At 57.0% G+C, this 14,523-nt stretch carries 16 protein-coding genes and 1 pseudogene; 14 read left to right on the top strand and 3 right to left on the bottom strand.

Translation table 11 applies throughout. From position 1 onward, the window contains the following. Positions 1–82: 82 nt before the first annotated feature. Both pmbA and cybC read left to right on the top strand, forming a co-directional pair. Positions 83–1,435 carry a metalloprotease PmbA gene (gene pmbA / locus LZP96_RS06925; RefSeq protein WP_064324608.1) on the top strand — a complete coding sequence of 451 codons (1,353 nt, stop codon included), beginning with the start codon at positions 83–85 and terminating at the stop codon, positions 1,433–1,435. Between the two features lie 42 nt (positions 1,436–1,477). Further along, the gene (gene cybC / locus LZP96_RS06930) at positions 1,478–1,864 is read left to right on the top strand and encodes a cytochrome b562 (protein ID WP_064324609.1); all 387 of its coding nucleotides are present in this window, start codon (positions 1,478–1,480) and stop codon (positions 1,862–1,864) included. Positions 1,865–1,935: 71 nt separating this feature from the next. Here cybC and LZP96_RS06935 read toward each other — a convergent pair whose 3' ends face one another. Next, positions 1,936–2,091, bottom strand: a complete 156-nt coding sequence (locus tag LZP96_RS06935; protein ID WP_071892315.1) for a Hok/Gef family protein — start codon at positions 2,089–2,091, stop codon at positions 1,936–1,938. Positions 2,092–2,510: 419 nt separating this feature from the next. Here LZP96_RS06935 and LZP96_RS06940 point away from each other — a divergent pair, with 419 nt between their 5' ends. The 12 genes and pseudogenes from LZP96_RS06940 (at position 2,511) to LZP96_RS06995 (ending at position 11,767) form a co-directional block, all read left to right on the top strand. Continuing rightward, on the top strand, positions 2,511–2,849 hold the full coding sequence (locus tag LZP96_RS06940; RefSeq protein WP_087892547.1) for a glycine dehydrogenase: 339 nt from the start codon (positions 2,511–2,513) through the stop codon (positions 2,847–2,849). A 10-nt stretch (positions 2,850–2,859) separates the two neighbouring features. Continuing rightward, entirely contained in the window at positions 2,860–3,222 is a 363-nt protein-coding gene (locus LZP96_RS06945) for an SFCGS family glycine-rich protein (protein ID WP_064324612.1), read from the top strand. A gap of 1 nt (position 3,223) precedes the next feature. Then, a complete protein-coding gene (locus LZP96_RS06950) occupies positions 3,224–3,523 on the top strand; it encodes a DUF4312 family protein (protein ID WP_064324613.1) in 300 nt (99 codons plus the stop codon). Positions 3,524–3,545: 22 nt separating this feature from the next. Next, the gene (locus LZP96_RS06955) at positions 3,546–4,322 is read left to right on the top strand and encodes a DUF4311 domain-containing protein (RefSeq protein ID WP_064324614.1); all 777 of its coding nucleotides are present in this window, start codon (positions 3,546–3,548) and stop codon (positions 4,320–4,322) included. A 13-nt stretch (positions 4,323–4,335) separates the two neighbouring features. Next, positions 4,336–4,977, top strand: coding sequence for a DUF4310 family protein (locus LZP96_RS06960; RefSeq protein ID WP_006179056.1), 642 nt, complete (start codon positions 4,336–4,338; stop codon positions 4,975–4,977). A gap of 42 nt (positions 4,978–5,019) precedes the next feature. After that, complete coding sequence (locus LZP96_RS06965; RefSeq protein ID WP_064324615.1) at positions 5,020–6,153, top strand: amidohydrolase/deacetylase family metallohydrolase; 1,134 nt, start codon at positions 5,020–5,022, stop codon at positions 6,151–6,153. Further along, positions 6,137–7,255, top strand: coding sequence for a DgaE family pyridoxal phosphate-dependent ammonia lyase (locus LZP96_RS06970; RefSeq protein ID WP_064324616.1), 1,119 nt, complete (start codon positions 6,137–6,139; stop codon positions 7,253–7,255). Before LZP96_RS06965 ends, LZP96_RS06970 begins: the two co-directional genes overlap by 17 nt. Then, positions 7,252–7,992 carry a 2-dehydro-3-deoxy-phosphogluconate aldolase gene (gene dagF / locus LZP96_RS06975; protein ID WP_064324617.1) on the top strand — a complete coding sequence of 247 codons (741 nt, stop codon included), beginning with the start codon at positions 7,252–7,254 and terminating at the stop codon, positions 7,990–7,992. The genes LZP96_RS06970 and dagF overlap by 4 nt, the downstream gene beginning before the upstream one ends. A gap of 115 nt (positions 7,993–8,107) precedes the next feature. Then, positions 8,108–9,247, top strand: a complete 1,140-nt coding sequence (locus tag LZP96_RS06980) for a lactonase family protein (RefSeq protein ID WP_064324618.1) — start codon at positions 8,108–8,110, stop codon at positions 9,245–9,247. Between the two features lie 19 nt (positions 9,248–9,266). Beyond that, the gene (locus tag LZP96_RS06985) at positions 9,267–11,177 is read left to right on the top strand and encodes a BglG family transcription antiterminator (protein ID WP_064324619.1); all 1,911 of its coding nucleotides are present in this window, start codon (positions 9,267–9,269) and stop codon (positions 11,175–11,177) included. A 77-nt stretch (positions 11,178–11,254) separates the two neighbouring features. Next, positions 11,255–11,497 carry a type II toxin-antitoxin system RelB/DinJ family antitoxin gene (locus LZP96_RS06990; RefSeq protein ID WP_064324620.1) on the top strand — a complete coding sequence of 81 codons (243 nt, stop codon included), beginning with the start codon at positions 11,255–11,257 and terminating at the stop codon, positions 11,495–11,497. Then, a pseudogene (locus LZP96_RS06995) lies at positions 11,487–11,767 on the top strand (type II toxin-antitoxin system RelE family toxin). The gene LZP96_RS06990 and the pseudogene LZP96_RS06995 overlap by 11 nt, the downstream one beginning before the upstream one ends. Positions 11,768–11,770: 3 nt before the next feature. Here LZP96_RS06995 and nrdG read toward each other — a convergent pair. Beyond that, a complete protein-coding gene (gene nrdG, locus LZP96_RS07000; protein WP_064324621.1) occupies positions 11,771–12,235 on the bottom strand; it encodes an anaerobic ribonucleoside-triphosphate reductase-activating protein in 465 nt (154 codons plus the stop codon). Positions 12,236–12,376: 141 nt separating this feature from the next. Then, a complete protein-coding gene (gene nrdD, locus LZP96_RS07005; RefSeq protein WP_064324622.1) occupies positions 12,377–14,515 on the bottom strand; it encodes an anaerobic ribonucleoside-triphosphate reductase in 2,139 nt (712 codons plus the stop codon). Between the last annotated feature and the right edge of the window lie 8 nt (positions 14,516–14,523).

Genomic DNA, 14,523 nt, shown 5'->3' on the forward strand with positions numbered 1-14,523 from the left:
AAAAAAGAGGCTAATGTTACCAGTTAAGACGCGCACTGAAAAACGGTTCTCTGTTAGACTTCAAATAACTCTCTCTTACAGTATGGCATTTGCGATGAAAGTAACCTCACAAGTTGAAGCGCAGCGTAAGATTCTGGAAGAAGCCGTGTCCACCGCGCTGGAGCTGGCTTCAGCAAAATCAGACGGCGCGGAAGTGGCCGTCAGCAAAACGACCGGTATCAGTGTTAGCACTCGCCATGGCGAAGTGGAAAATGTTGAATTTAACAGCGATGGTGCGCTGGGGATTACCGTCTATCACCAGAACCGCAAAGGCAGCGCCTCCTCGACTGATTTAAGCCCGGACGCTATCGCGCGCACCGTGCAGGCGGCGCTGGATATTGCCCGCTATACCTCACCCGATCCTTTTGCCGGCGTCGCCGATAAAGAGTTGCTGGCCTTTGACGCACCGGATCTGGATCTGTTCCACCCGGCGGAAGTCTCCCCGGACGAAGCCATTGAATACGCCGCGCGTGCCGAGCAGGCCTCGCTGAGCGCGGATAAGCGCATCACCAATACCGAAGGCGGGAGCTTTAACAGCCACTACGGCATCAAAGTCTTCGGCAACAGCCACGGTATGCTGCAGGGGTACAGTTCGACCCGCCACTCCCTTTCCAGCTGTGTTATCGCGGAAGAGAACGGCGATATGGAGCGCGATTACGCCTACACCATCGGACGCGCCATGGGCGATTTGCAGAGCCCGGAGTGGGTGGGCGAAGAGTGTGCGAAGCGCACGCTGTCCCGCTTGTCTCCGCGTAAATTGTCCACCATGAAGGCACCGGTTATCTTTGCCAACGAAGTGGCGACCGGACTGTTTGGCCATCTGGTTGGGGCGATTGCCGGAGGCTCCGTTTACCGGAAATCCACCTTCCTGCTCGACTCCCTGGGCAAGCAGATCCTGCCGGAATGGCTGACCATTGAAGAGCATCCTCATCTGCTGAAAGGGCTGGCTTCCACGCCGTTCGACAGCGAAGGCGTGCGCACTGAACGTCGCGATATTATTAAAGACGGCATCCTGACCCAGTGGCTGCTGACCAACTACTCTGCGCGCAAGCTGGGGCTGAAAAGCACCGGTCATGCGGGCGGCATCCATAACTGGCGCATTGCCGGACAGGGACTGAACTTTGAGCAGATGCTGAAAGAGATGGGCACTGGCCTGGTGGTGACCGAGCTGATGGGCCAGGGCGTGAGCGGCATTACGGGCGATTATTCTCGCGGTGCGGCGGGCTTCTGGGTCGAAAACGGCGAAATTCAGTATCCGGTGAGCGAAATTACCATCGCCGGCAACCTGAAGGAGATGTGGCGCAATATCGTTACGGTCGGTAACGATATTGAAACACGTAGCAATATACAGTGTGGTTCAGTACTGCTGCCCGAAATGAAAATTGCGGGCCAGTAAGATTCGTTAAGGCGTTATCAATAATAAAAAAGGAAGTGAGCAATGCGTAAACACCTGTTAGCGATCGTCGCAGCGTCAACGCTGGTTCTTGGTTCTTCTGCGTTTGCCGCCGATCTTGAAGATGATATGGATACCCTCAATACCAATTTGAAGGTGGTTCAAAAAACGGACAATGCAGCGGAAATGAAAGATGCATTGACCAAAATGCGTGAAGCGGCGCTGGATGCGCAAAAAGCCACGCCGCCAAAGCTTGAAAACAAAGCGGCAGACAGCGCTGAGATGAAAGACTATCGCCACGGTTTTGACGTGCTGGTCGGTCAGATCGACGGTGCGATGAAGCTTGCCAACGAAGGCAAGATCAAAGAGGCCCAGGCGGCGGCCGATCAGTTTGCCACGACGCGTAATACGTACCACAAAAAATACCGTTAATTGGGTGCCTGAGCTGTACGTCCTTTCTCCGTGTGCGGGAGCGCGCCATCGCGCCCCCGCATGTTTGCTCCCTACAATCCGGAGCGACAATCCAGTCTCGCTGTTAGTGCAAAAGAACCGTTTCGAAAACTGATCTCGCACAGTGTTTTCCTCGTCACCAGCGTTAAGATGATTATTGTCAGTGCAATAATCATCAAAACACCGATACTCGGTTTCAGTCGTTTCATGGATGCCTCCTTGCTTTAAAAGCGGGTAAGGCAGCGAACATCACGTGGTAAGACGTGTCGTTTACGGCCCCGCCCTGATTTAAATTCAGGTAGGGGCTTTCCACTTTCCGTCCCATGCATGAGACGGTCAGTCTCAAGCACCCGCACGCACTGTAACGCATCCCCATAAGAAAACCTTATCCACGTCACATTTTCACGAGTCGGCTCGTAAACTTTTACGCCTGTCTCCCTGCCTTTCTGCCACGCAAATGAGTGACATTCATCACGTAAATCCGGTGATTTATATATATTCGCCTGGTTTATGTGGCACAGATCACTGGTTCCGCTCTCCTTTCCACTTTGAAGTGGAAAACAACTCGCTACAAACAATTCTCCCCCAACGTTAGTTTTACCCCAGAGCCATTAACGGGGTAAGACGAGTGATTAACGGAGCGGTAATGAACGACGTTGGGGAACAGGCTGCGCAAACGGAGACGCTTGCCACCACCATGCTGGAGCAGGTGTATGCCCTGCTTAGCCGCAACAACATCATCCCCAACGACGTGCAGCAGCAAATGCTGACCTCCCACGTCCGCGCAATGGCGCACCGGTCGGTGACCGGGGAGCCGCTGCCGGAGGTCGAAGCAGACCTGTTTGACGAAATTTCACCAGATTCAATGCGGCTTGCCCGCGAAGTGGTCGCACAGTTTGGCAATCTGCCTGACGAAGAGGCCTGGCTGCTCTCCGTTCACTTCGAAGTCGCGAAAGACAACCTTTAAGGAGCATTACATGGAACAGATTACAGTCGTGATTGGCGATCGCCTGGGTAAAGGTCAGAAAGTGGCTGCGGGTGTGGAAAAAGCAGGTGGACGCGCGGTTGTTGTGCCGGGCGTGGCGGCAGACATGAAGCTGGGTGACGTGATGAAAGCAGAAAACGCCACCTTTGGCATTTCATTCTGCGGTAGCGGCGGCGCGGGGGCTATCACCGCACAAACCAAATATGGCTACAAGGCCAAATACGGCATGCGTTCGGTAGAAGAGGGCGTGACCGCCATCAATGAAGGCTGCAACGTGCTGGGCTTTGGCTTTATGGATAAAGAAGAGCTGGGCGAGCGGCTGGTACAAGCCTGGCTGAAAAAGTACGGCGCGTAGTATGAAAGAGCAATTCACCACCACGGTGAGAGTAAAAGGCAAAGGCGAGGCGAAAGCGCGCGCCTTTGCCGACGCGCTGAACCAGGTTCAGGCCACGGTGATGAAAGCATCACCCCACATCTTACTGCGCATTGAGCCACAGGACGTGCAGGTTGTTCAGGCGCAAGAAGCGGTGCGTAAAGAAGCGTTTCTGTTCTTCTTTTTGCACCGGGAAAGACGCACCTACAGCGTGGAGCTGGACGTGACCGTCAACGTGACCGCCATCAATCTCGATCAGGTGGATTTCGTCACGCAACGCTGATTCTTACTAATAGGGCAGACTAATGTTCCTGATAATTTTAATAAAATCGCTCATCATCGGCGGCCTGGTTGGCGTCGGCGTTGGGGCCGGGGCTGCACGCATGTTTCATGCGCCTACCACACAGGGTATGGGCGCATTTCGTACGTTGGGGGAACTGAACTCCTGTGAAGGCGATCCCGCGTCCCACTTCTCATTCGGTCTGGGGTTCTTCTTTAACGCCTGGGCCTCCTCGGTGGCGGCAGGTGCCTTCACTCAGGACGTAGACCATCGCATCATCCCGAACTGGGGTGCGGCGGCGCTGATGATCAAAAACCGTAACGTCGGCGAAACGCTGCACGATCCACGCAAAATGGCGATTGCCTGCGGCGTGATCGGCATGCTCGTCGTGACCTTCCTTAACCTGACGGCCTCCTCCGTTCCCGCCGCGCTTCAGGTCACCGCCGTGAAGGTGCTGGTTCCTGCGGCCAACCTGCTGGTGAATACCGTGATGCCGGTGATCTTCTGGCTGGCGGCCATTGACGCGGGTAAAAAATCGGGCTTCTGGGCCACTGTCTTCGGCGGCGCGGCGCAGCTGATCATGGGTAACGCCGTACCGGGCCTGGTGCTGGGTATCCTGATTGGTAAAGGCGTTGAAGAGAGCGGCTGGAACCACGTCACCAAAGTGATGATGGCGGCTATCGTCGCTCTGTTTGTGCTGAGCGGTTTCTTCCGCGGTTTCGACATGAAAATGATCGAATCCTTCCATCTGACCGTGCCGAACTGGCTCGACATGATCCACAACTCGCTCAGCGGTAAATAACAGGAGCCTCGACATGGAACAGAATAAAGGTTTTTGGTATGCCGACTGGTCGTTCCCGATCTTTGTTGGCCTGCTCTCCTCCGGCGTCTTCGCCGGAACACACATGTACTATCTCTACGGGATTGGCGCGTTTAACGAAGTGGCGTTTGTGGCGATGCTGAAAGCGGGTATGGATACCGGCGTTTACGGCGCGGTGGCGGCATTTGGTGCCAGCTTCCTGTTTGCCCGCATTATCGAAGGATCGCTGGTGGGGATCCTGGATATCGGCGGGGCGATCCAGACCGGCGTGGGCCTGGGCGTTCCGGCACTGCTGCTGGGTGCAGGCATCATGTTCCCGGTGACCAACTTTATTGCGGCGCTGATCACCGGCCTGGTGATTGGCCTGGCAATTGGCTACGTCATCATCCTGGCGCGTAAGTTCACCATCAATCAGAGCAACTCCACCTACGGGGCGGACGTGATGATGGGGGCGGGTAACGCTTCTGGCCGCTTCCTGGGGCCGCTGATTATCCTCAGCGCCATGACGGCCTCCATTCCTATTGGCGTGGGTTCCCTGCTGGGCGCACTGCTGTTTTACATCTGGCAGAAGCCGATTACCGGCGGTGCCATCCTCGGTGCGATGCTGTTGGGCTGGCTGTTCCCGGTCGCCCTTTAATACCTGCGGGCGCTCTGGTGCCCGTCTTTTCAGGAGAACCCCATGTTTGATTTACTCCTGCGCCGTGCGCGCCTCACCGACGATACCCTGACCGATATCGCCATTCAGGACGGGAAAATTACGGCGCTGGGCGAGATTAACGCGCCTGCCCGCAAAACGGTTGAGTTGAACGGCGAAGTGTTCGTCAGCGCAGGCTGGATTGACTCCCACGTTCACTGCTACCCAAACTCCCCCATTTATCACGATGAACCGGACAGCGTGGGCATCGCCACCGGCGTCACCACGGTGGTGGACGCGGGGAGTACCGGCGCGGATGACGTGGACGATTTCTATGAAATCACCCGCAAAGCCTCTACTGACGTATATGCCCTACTGAACATCTCCCGCGTGGGGCTGATTGCCCAGAACGAACTGGCCAATATGGCCAACATCGACGCGGACGCCGTGAAGCAGGCCGTTGCGCGCCACCCGGATTTTATCGTGGGACTGAAAGCGCGCATGAGCAGCAGCGTGGTGGGCGAGAACGGCATAACGCCGCTGGAGCGCGCGAAAGCCATCCAGAAAGAGAACGGCGACCTGCCGCTGATGGTGCACATTGGCAACAACCCGCCCAATCTCGATGAAATTGCCGACCTGCTCAGCTCGGGCGACATTATCACCCACTGCTACAACGGCAAACCCAACCGCATTCTGACGCCATCCGGCGAACTGCGTGCCTCCGTGACCTCGGCGCTGAAACGCGGCGTCCGTCTGGACGTGGGGCACGGTACCGCGAGCTTTAGCTTTGAGGTGGCGAAGCGCGCCATCGCGATGGGCATTCTGCCGCACACCATCAGCTCGGATATTTACTGCCGCAACCGTCTCAACGGCCCGGTCGGGTCGCTGGCAAGCGTGATGTCGAAGTTTCTCGCCATCGGCATGTCGCTGCCGCAGGTGATTGAGTGCGTCACCGCAAATGCCGCCGACGGCCTGCGTCTGACGCACAAAGGCCGTATTCAGCCCGGCCTCGATGCTGACCTGACGCTGTTCACGATAAAACGCCAGCCAACGCTGCTGGTGGATGCTGAAAACGACAGCCTGCAGGCTGAACATATTCTGGTGCCGCTTGCCGCCATCCGCGCGGGCAAGGGCTACATGACCGAACAAGGGAGCACGGAACATGCCTTCGATTTATGAGAAGTACCACTTAAAGCAAGTCATCAACACCTCAGGCCGTATGACGGCGCTGGGTGTCTCCACGCCGCGCCCGGACGTGGTGCAGGCGGCGATGGATGGCATGAATCACTATTTCGAGATGAAAGATCTGGTCAACAAAACCGGCGAATACATCGCGAAGCTGCTGGACGTGGAAGGGGCGACGGTGGTCTCCTGCGCGTCAGCGGGTATCGCCCAGTCCGTGGCGGCGGTGCTGGTCAAAGACAGCGACTGGCTGCTGGAGAACCTGCACGTCACCCCGATTGAAAACAACGAAATCGTCTTGCCGAAAGGCCATAACGTCAACTTTGGCGCACCGGTCGGCACCATGGTGGCGCTGGGCGGCGGCAAGCTGGTGGAAGCGGGCTATGCGAACGAATGCTCCGCCGATCAGCTGGCGGCGGCCATCACGCCGCGTACCGCGGCGATCCTCTACATCAAATCTCACCACTGCGTGCAGAAAAGCATGCTCAGCGTCGAGCAGGCGGCGGTTGTCGCGCGTAAACACGATCTGCCGCTGATCGTCGATGCGGCCGCGGAAGAAGATCTGCACGTTTACTACCGCTCCGGCGCCGATCTGGTGATCTACAGTGGCGCGAAGGCGATTGAAGGGCCCACCAGCGGGCTGGTGATCGGCAAAACGCAGTACGTTGAGTGGGTGAAACGCCAGACGGCGGGCATTGGTCGCGCAATGAAAGTGGGTAAAGAGGGGATCCTCGGCCTGACCTGCGCCATCGAACACTACCTGACGGCGACCAAAGAGAGCGGCGAAGAGATGGTGGCGAAGATGACGCCGTTTATCGATGCGCTCAACACCCTGAACGGCGTGACGGCACGCGTGGTCTGGGATAGCGCCGGGCGCGACATCGCCCGTACCGAGATTAAGTTTGACGAAGCCACTACCGGCGTGGGCACAGGCGACCTGGTGGCCGCGCTGAAGCAGGGCGAGTATGCCATTTACTTCCGGGGCTATAAGGCCAACGAAGGGATTATCGAAGCGGACGTGCGCAGCGTGAATGCCGATCAGCTGAATATTGTGTACCGTCGCATTAGTGAAGTGTTAGGACAGGAGAAAAAGGCATGAAACTGACCCCCAACTTTTACCGTGACCGCGTCTGCCTGAACGTGCTGGCGGGATCGAAAGCCAACGCCAGCGCCATTTACGAGGCGGCGGAAGGCCATGTACTGGTGGGCGTGCTCTCCAAAAATTACCCGGACGTCGCCAGTGCGGTTGCCGATATGCGCGACTACGCTCAGTTGATCGATAATGCGCTCTCTGTGGGCCTGGGCGCAGGCGATCCGAATCAGTCCGCGATGGTGAGCGAGATCGCCCGTCAGGTGCAGCCGCAGCACGTCAACCAGGTGTTCACCGGCGTGGCAACCAGCCGTGCGCTGCTGGGGCAGCGTGAATCCGTGGTGAACGGCCTGGTCTCGCCGACCGGCACCGTTGGCATGGTGAAAATCTCCACCGGTCCGCTGAGCAGTACGGCGCCGGACGGCATTGTGCCGGTTGACACCGCGATTGCTCTGCTGAAAGATTTCGGCGGCAGCTCCATCAAATACTTCCCGATGGGGGGTCTGGCGTGTCGTGACGAATACCAGGCGGTGGCGGAAGCCTGCGCCCGTCACGATTTCTGGCTGGAGCCGACCGGCGGTATCGATCTGGAAAACGTTGAAGAGATCCTGCAGATTGCTCTGGACGCGGGCGTGAGCAAGATCATTCCGCATATTTACAGTTCGATTATCGATAAAGCCAGCGGCGACACGCGCCCGGAAGATGTGCGCACGCTGCTGGAGATGACGAAGAAACTGGTGAAATAAAAACTGCCCCTTTCCCTAACCCTCTCCCAAAGGGAGAGGGAACCTTTACCCCCTCTCCCTTTGGGAGAGGGCCGGGGTGTGGGGAAACACACCGCACAAACCCAAAGGAGCCACCATGCATACCCGTAACCTGCTTGTCGCTTCACTCTCTTTACTGGCCACCGCCGCCATGGCCCAGACACACTACGCCTGGGTCGGCACCTACAACCCCAACGGCGAAGGCCTGTACCGCTTTACGGTCGATCCGCAAACCGGCGCGCTCGGTAATAAAACGCTGGTGAGCACGCTGCCGAACGCCGCGCAGCTGACCGTCTCGCACGATGGCAAAACCCTCTACGTGGCAAGCGAAGTGGAGCAGGGCGTGGTGCAGGCATTGCGGGTGGGCGATAACGGTGAACTGAGTGAGCTGAATCAGGTGGCGTCCGGCGGTGCGGGGCCGGTTTATCTCTCCCTGACGCCAAAGGGCCAGCACCTGCTGGTGGCAAACTACGTCAGCGGGTCGATTGCCGTACTGCCCGTTAACGCAGACGGCAGCCTGGGTGAAGCCACGGATACCCATCAGGATAAGGGGGAACCGGGCGCGGCGAAACCGGCGGCAGCGGCAGAAGGCAGTTTTGCCATGAGCGACCACAACGGGCCGCATGCGCACATGATCGCCGCCGATCCGAGCGGGAAATACGTGTTTTCTACCGATCTGGGTCTGGATCGTCTTTACCAGTACCGTTTTGACGATCGAACCGGCAAGCTGACCCCGAACGATCCGCCGTTTATCAGCGCCTCTTCAAAAGGAGCCGGACCGCGCCATTTTGTTTTCTCGCCAGACGGTGAGGGGCTATGGTTAATTAATGAAGAAGCCTCCACGTTAACCTGGTACAAGCTGGACTCGGCGACCGGGACGCTGAAAGAGGGCAACACGATCTCAGCGCTGCCTGAGGGGTATAAAGGGACGAGCTTTGCCGCCGGGCTGGCGCTCAGTGCCGATGGCAAACAGCTGTATGTGGCTAACCGTTTGCATAACAGCATCGGGCACTTTACCGTAACCGCCGAGGGCACGCTGACGCATCAGGACGATGTCTGGACGCGAGGCGATTACCCGCGCACCCTGACGCTGGATAAACAGGGGCGCTGGCTTTACGTCATGAATCAGCGCAGCGACAACATTACCCGTTTCCGCGTGGCGCAGGACGGTAAACTCAGCTTTGAGCCAGACTATACGCCCGTTGGCAGTCCATCCCAGATGGTTATTTCACCTTAAGCCCTAAGAGGACACCCCCGTGCGATTTCCGAACCAACGTTTAGCGCAACTTTTCGACCTGTTGCAAAACGAAACGCTGCCGCAGGACGAACTCGCGCAGCGGCTGGCGGTCTCTACACGTACCGTTCGGGCGGATATCACCGCACTCAACGCGCTGCTGGCAAGCCACGGCGCGCAGTTTATTTTGAGCCGGGGTAACGGCTACCAGTTAAAGATCGACGATGCGGCGCGCTATCAGTCGCTGCAGGATTCACGCCCGAGAGCGCTGCGTATCCCGCGAACCGGGCCGGAGCGGGTGCATTACCTGGTGGTGCGCTTTCTGACCTCGGCATTTTCCTTAAAGCTGGAAGATCTCGCGGACGAGTGGTTTGTCAGCCGGGCGACGTTGCAAAGCGATATGGTCGAGGTGCGGGAGTGGTTTCAGCGTTATAACCTGACGCTTGAGACACGTCCGCGTCACGGCATGAAGCTGTTTGGCAGCGAGATGTCCGTGCGCGCCTGTCTCACCGATTTACTCTGGGAGCTGGCCCAACAGGACAGCCTGAACCCGCTGGTCACCGAAGTGGCCCTCAATGCGGGCGTGCCTGAACAGCTGGTCGCGGTGTTGCACGACACCCTGACGCGACACCACATTCGCCTGACCGACGAAGGCGAACTGTTTGTCCGTTTGTACTGTGCGGTGTCGGTCCGGCGCATCAGCGAAGGCTTCCCGCTGCCGGAGTTTAATGCCGAGGGCGTTGAAGAGAATGTCCGCGACGCGGCACGGGATATTGCGGCGGCGATTGCGCGACTTGCCGATAAGGTGCTTTCACCCTCTGAAGAGAACTGGCTCTGCGTGCACATTGCCGCGCGTCAGATTCAGGAGATCGCCCCCAGCGCCATTAACGCCGATGACGAAGAGGCGCTGGTCAATTACATCCTGCGCTATATCAACACGCACTATAACTACAACCTGCTTAACGATGCCCAGCTGCACGCCGATTTGCTGACGCATATTAAAACGATGATCACCCGCGTGCGCTATCAAATCATGATCCCCAACCCGCTGCTGGACAACATCAAACAGCACTACCCGATGGCATGGGACATGACGCTGGCGGCAGTGTCGGGATGGGGAAAATACACCCCGTATGTTATCAGTGAAAACGAGATCGGTTTTCTGGTGCTGCACATTGGCGTCGGGCTGGAGCGGCATTACAACGTGGGCTATCAGCGCCAGCCGCGGGTACTGCTGGTGTGTGATGCGGGCAATGCAATGGCCCGAATGATCGAAGCGGTCATGCAGCGCAAATATCCGCAGGTGGAGATCACCCGCACGGTGACGCTGCGGGAGTACGAGCTGGCAGAAAGCATCAGCGAGGATTTCGTCATCGCCACCGCGCGCATCAGCGAGAAAGCCAAACCGGTGGTGCAGATCGCGCCTTTTCCAACGGATTATCAGCTGGAACAGATCGGCAAGCTGGTGCTGGTGGACCGCACGCGGCCCTGGATGCTGGAAAAATATTTTGATGCCGCCCATTTCCGTATTCTGGACCAACCGGTGGATCGGCAAACGTTATTCCACGAACTGTGTGAACAGCTTGAGGAAGAGGGCTTTGTCGGCGCGGAATTTCTCGATTCCGTTGTCGAGCGTGAAGCGATAGTCAGTACCATGCTGGGCGACGGCATTGCGCTGCCGCACACCCTGGGGCTGCTGGCGCAAAAAACCGTGGTCTATACCGTGCTGGCCCCGAAGGGGATTAAATGGGGCGATGAAACGGCCCACGTCATTTTCCTGCTCGCCATCAGCAAAAGCGAGTACGAAGAGGCGATGGCGATCTACGATATTTTCGTCACCTTCCTGCGCGAACGCGCGATGGCAAGGCTCTGTAGCTGCGGCGATTTTGCCGAGTTTAAGACGGTGGCCGTGGAATGCCTGAGTCGGTTTTGAGAGGCGTTATCCAGAAATCGATGTAATGCGAATGTAATGCTAAAATGCATTACATATTCGATTTCACTGGAGGCATAATGGCCACGCTGAACGTCCGTCTGGATGACAAACTCAAAAACGAGGCTTATGCCGTGCTGGAAAAACTCAATATCACGCCAACGGAAGCCGTCCGGCTACTGTTTCAGTACGTTGCGGAGACGGGGCGTATGCCGGTGAAAACGGTCACCCTTAGCGACAGTGAAGATGAACTGATCCAGACAGTCCGGGAGCGGCTGGCTAATCCGCAAAAAGGAATTAAGGTTAGGCTGGATGACTTATGAACTCGTATTTGATCCGAGGGCGTTAAAGGAGTGGCATAAACTGGGCGATACCGTGAAAGCCCAGTTTAAGAAGAAGTTAGCCAGCGTACTGGTGAATCCCCGGAATGAATCTGCCTGCCTGACCTGCCTGACTGCTACAAGATAAAGCTAAAATCCTCTGGTTACCGCCTGGTTTATCAGGTGCGGGACGCGATGGTGATCGTTTTTGTCATTTCCATTGGTAAGCGAGAGAAATCCGCTGTGTATCAGGCCGCAAGCAAACGGCTTTAGCGCTCAGCGCAAATGGTGCACAACCTGATTGCTGCTGCCGCGCCAGATCAGTGCCGGATCTTTCAGGTCCTGCACAAACTTGCCGTCGACCAGCACGTTGATCAGATCCACCACTTCTCTCTGCTCAGCATCCAGCTCATCCAGCTTATAGCCGGTCCAGACCCAGATATCTTTTCCGGCGCACTCGCGGCGAATACGTTTCACCAGCTTCAGGATCTCCGGGACGTTCTGCGGATGGAGCGGATCGCCACCAGAGAGTGAAATCCCCTGGCGGGGAATGCGCGTGTCGTTCAGATCGTTGATGATCCGCTGTTCCATTTCATCGGTGAACGGCTGACCTGAATTCAGCCGCCAGGTGCTTTTGTTGTAGCAGCCAGGGCATTCGTGAACGCAGCCTGACACAAACAGCGTGCAGCGTGTGCCGGGGCCGTTGACGATATCGACGGGATAATACTGATGATAATTCATAGGTTTAACCTGATGCCCTCACCCCGGCCCTCTCCCATAGGGAGAGGGAGAAAACCGGCGGCAGGCATAACAATGTGCTCAATCTATTCCCTCTCCCTTGAGGGAGAGGGGTAGGGTGAGGGGGAGAACCCGGCGAAGAACTTAACCGATCTGCCCATTCCCCAAATGTTTCACGCGGCGTTTAACCTCTTCCTGCTTACCGGCGTTAAACGGACGTGCATCCGGGCTACCAAGGTAGCCGCACACGCGGCGGGTGACGGAGACGCGGGCTGCATCGTGATTACCGCATTTCGGGCAGGTGAAGCCTTTGCTGGTGCACTCAAACTCACCGGTAAAGCCGCACTCATAACACTCGTCAATCGGGGTATTGGTGCCGTAGTACGGCACATGCTGGTAGCTGTAATCCCACACGTCTTCCAGCGCCTTCAGGTTATGCTGGATGTTCGGGTATTCGCCGTAGCATATGAAACCGCCGCTGGCGACAGGCGGGTAAGCCGCTTCAAAGTCGATCTTGTCGTACGGGTTCACCTTTTTCTCCACGTCGAGGTGGAAACTGTTGGTGTAATAACCTTTGTCGGTCACGCCATTCACTACGCCAAATTCCGCGGTGTCCAGACGGCAGAAGCGATCGCACAGGTTTTCGCTTGGCGTGCTGTACAGGCTAAAGCCGTAGCCGGTTTCGTCTTTCCACTGGTCAACCGCATCACGCAGACGCTGAACGATCGCCACACCTTTCGCGCGCAGCGCGTCACTGTCGTAAACGTGCTGGTCGCCGAAGAGGGCGTTAATGGTTTCATGGATCCCGATGTAGCCCAGCGAAATCGAGGCGCGACCGTTTTTAAAGATTTCCGACACGTCATCATCCGCTTTCAGACGCACGCCGCAGGCTCCTTCCATATAGAGAATGGGCGCCACGCGGGCTTTGACCCCTTCCAGACGGGCGATACGGGTCATCAGCGCTTTACGCGCTAACACCAGACGTTCGTCCAGCAATGTCCAGAATGCCGCTTCATCCCCTTTTGCTTCCAGCGCGATGCGCGGCAGGTTCAGGCTGATCACGCCCAGATTGTTACGTCCGTCGTGGATCTGCTCACCGTTTTCATCCTCGTACACGCCCAGGAAGCTGCGGCAGCCCATTGGGGTTTTAAACGAGCCGGTGACTTTCACCACCTGATCGTAGTTGAGGATATCCGGGTACATGCGCTTGCTCGCGCACTCCAGCGCCAGCTGTTTGATGTCGTAGTTCGCATCGCCAGGTTTGTGGTTCAGGCCATCGCGAATGGCGAAAACCAGTTTCGGGAACACGGCGGTTTTACGGTTTTTGCCCAGGCCAGAGATACGGTTGCGCAGAATGGATTGCTGGATCAGACGCGATTCCCAGCTGGTGCCCAGACCAAAACCGAAGGTGACAAACGGCGTCTGACCGTTGGCGGTATGAAGGGTGTTCACCTCATATTCCAGCGACTGAAACGCGTCGTAGCACTCTTTTTCGGTGCGCGAACGAGCATATTCGTCCGCATCAGGGATCTGCCACTCCTGCGCGACCTTACGGTGTTTGTTAAAGCTTTCGGTCACGAACGGGGCCAGCACTTCATCAATGCGGTTAATGGTGGTGCCGCCGTAAATGTGGCTCGCCACCTGCGCGATAATCTGCGCGGTGACCGCCGTGGCGGTAGAGATCGATTTCGGGGGTTCAATCTCGGCGTTGCCCATTTTAAAGCCCTGAGTCAGCATCCCTTTCAGGTCGATCAACATGCAGTTGAACATCGGGAAGAACGGCGAGTAGTCGAGATCGTGGTAGTGGATCTCACCGCGTTCGTGCGCCTGCACCACGTCGCGCGGCAGCAAATGCTGACGGGCATAGTGTTTAGCAACGATACCGGCCAGCAGATCGCGCTGGGTGGGGATCACTTTACTGTCTTTATTGGCGTTTTCATTGAGCAGCGCCGAGTTGGTCTGCTCCACCAGCCCGCGGATTTCCTGATTCAGGCGTCCGCGCTTTTCGCGCTGGATATCCCGGTCGTGGCGATATTCGATATAGGCACGCGCCAGCTGTTTGTACGGGCCAGACATCAGCTGGTTTTCGACCGCCGTCTGGATATCGTTGATATCCACCTGGCTACGTTCATTCATCTGGCTGCTAACGATTTCTGCGACGGTGGCGCAGTAATCTGCGTCATCGACTCCCGCTGCTTTAGCTGCACGCAAAATTGCTTCTTTGATGCGCTCTGACTTAAATGGCACTTTGCAGCCATCTCGTTTCATCACATGCGGTGTCATGATCACTC

Origin of the sequence: Huaxiibacter chinensis (assembly GCF_022171985.1) — a bacterium.
Taxonomy (GTDB): Bacteria; Pseudomonadota; Gammaproteobacteria; order Enterobacterales; family Enterobacteriaceae; genus Enterobacter; species Enterobacter chinensis_A.

What these genes read in the sequence shown, in the direction of transcription:
- LZP96_RS06970 (WP_064324616.1), top strand. Translation starts at nt 6,137, where the DNA reads ATGCCTTCGATTTATGAGAAGTACCACTTAAAGCAAGTCATCAACACC.
- LZP96_RS06960 (WP_006179056.1), top strand. Translation starts at nt 4,336, where the DNA reads ATGGAACAGAATAAAGGTTTTTGGTATGCCGACTGGTCGTTCCCGATC.
- LZP96_RS06990 (WP_064324620.1), top strand. Translation starts at nt 11,255, where the DNA reads ATGGCCACGCTGAACGTCCGTCTGGATGACAAACTCAAAAACGAGGCT.
- nrdG (WP_064324621.1), bottom strand. Translation starts at nt 12,235, where the DNA reads ATGAATTATCATCAGTATTATCCCGTCGATATCGTCAACGGCCCCGGC.
- LZP96_RS06945 (WP_064324612.1), top strand. Translation starts at nt 2,860, where the DNA reads ATGGAACAGATTACAGTCGTGATTGGCGATCGCCTGGGTAAAGGTCAG.
- LZP96_RS06980 (WP_064324618.1), top strand. Translation starts at nt 8,108, where the DNA reads ATGCATACCCGTAACCTGCTTGTCGCTTCACTCTCTTTACTGGCCACC.
- LZP96_RS06935 (WP_071892315.1), bottom strand. Translation starts at nt 2,091, where the DNA reads ATGAAACGACTGAAACCGAGTATCGGTGTTTTGATGATTATTGCACTG.
- pmbA (WP_064324608.1), top strand. Translation starts at nt 83, where the DNA reads ATGGCATTTGCGATGAAAGTAACCTCACAAGTTGAAGCGCAGCGTAAG.
- LZP96_RS06950 (WP_064324613.1), top strand. Translation starts at nt 3,224, where the DNA reads ATGAAAGAGCAATTCACCACCACGGTGAGAGTAAAAGGCAAAGGCGAG.
- cybC (WP_064324609.1), top strand. Translation starts at nt 1,478, where the DNA reads ATGCGTAAACACCTGTTAGCGATCGTCGCAGCGTCAACGCTGGTTCTT.
- LZP96_RS06955 (WP_064324614.1), top strand. Translation starts at nt 3,546, where the DNA reads ATGTTCCTGATAATTTTAATAAAATCGCTCATCATCGGCGGCCTGGTT.
- dagF (WP_064324617.1), top strand. Translation starts at nt 7,252, where the DNA reads ATGAAACTGACCCCCAACTTTTACCGTGACCGCGTCTGCCTGAACGTG.
- LZP96_RS06965 (WP_064324615.1), top strand. Translation starts at nt 5,020, where the DNA reads ATGTTTGATTTACTCCTGCGCCGTGCGCGCCTCACCGACGATACCCTG.
- nrdD (WP_064324622.1), bottom strand. Translation starts at nt 14,515, where the DNA reads ATGACACCGCATGTGATGAAACGAGATGGCTGCAAAGTGCCATTTAAG.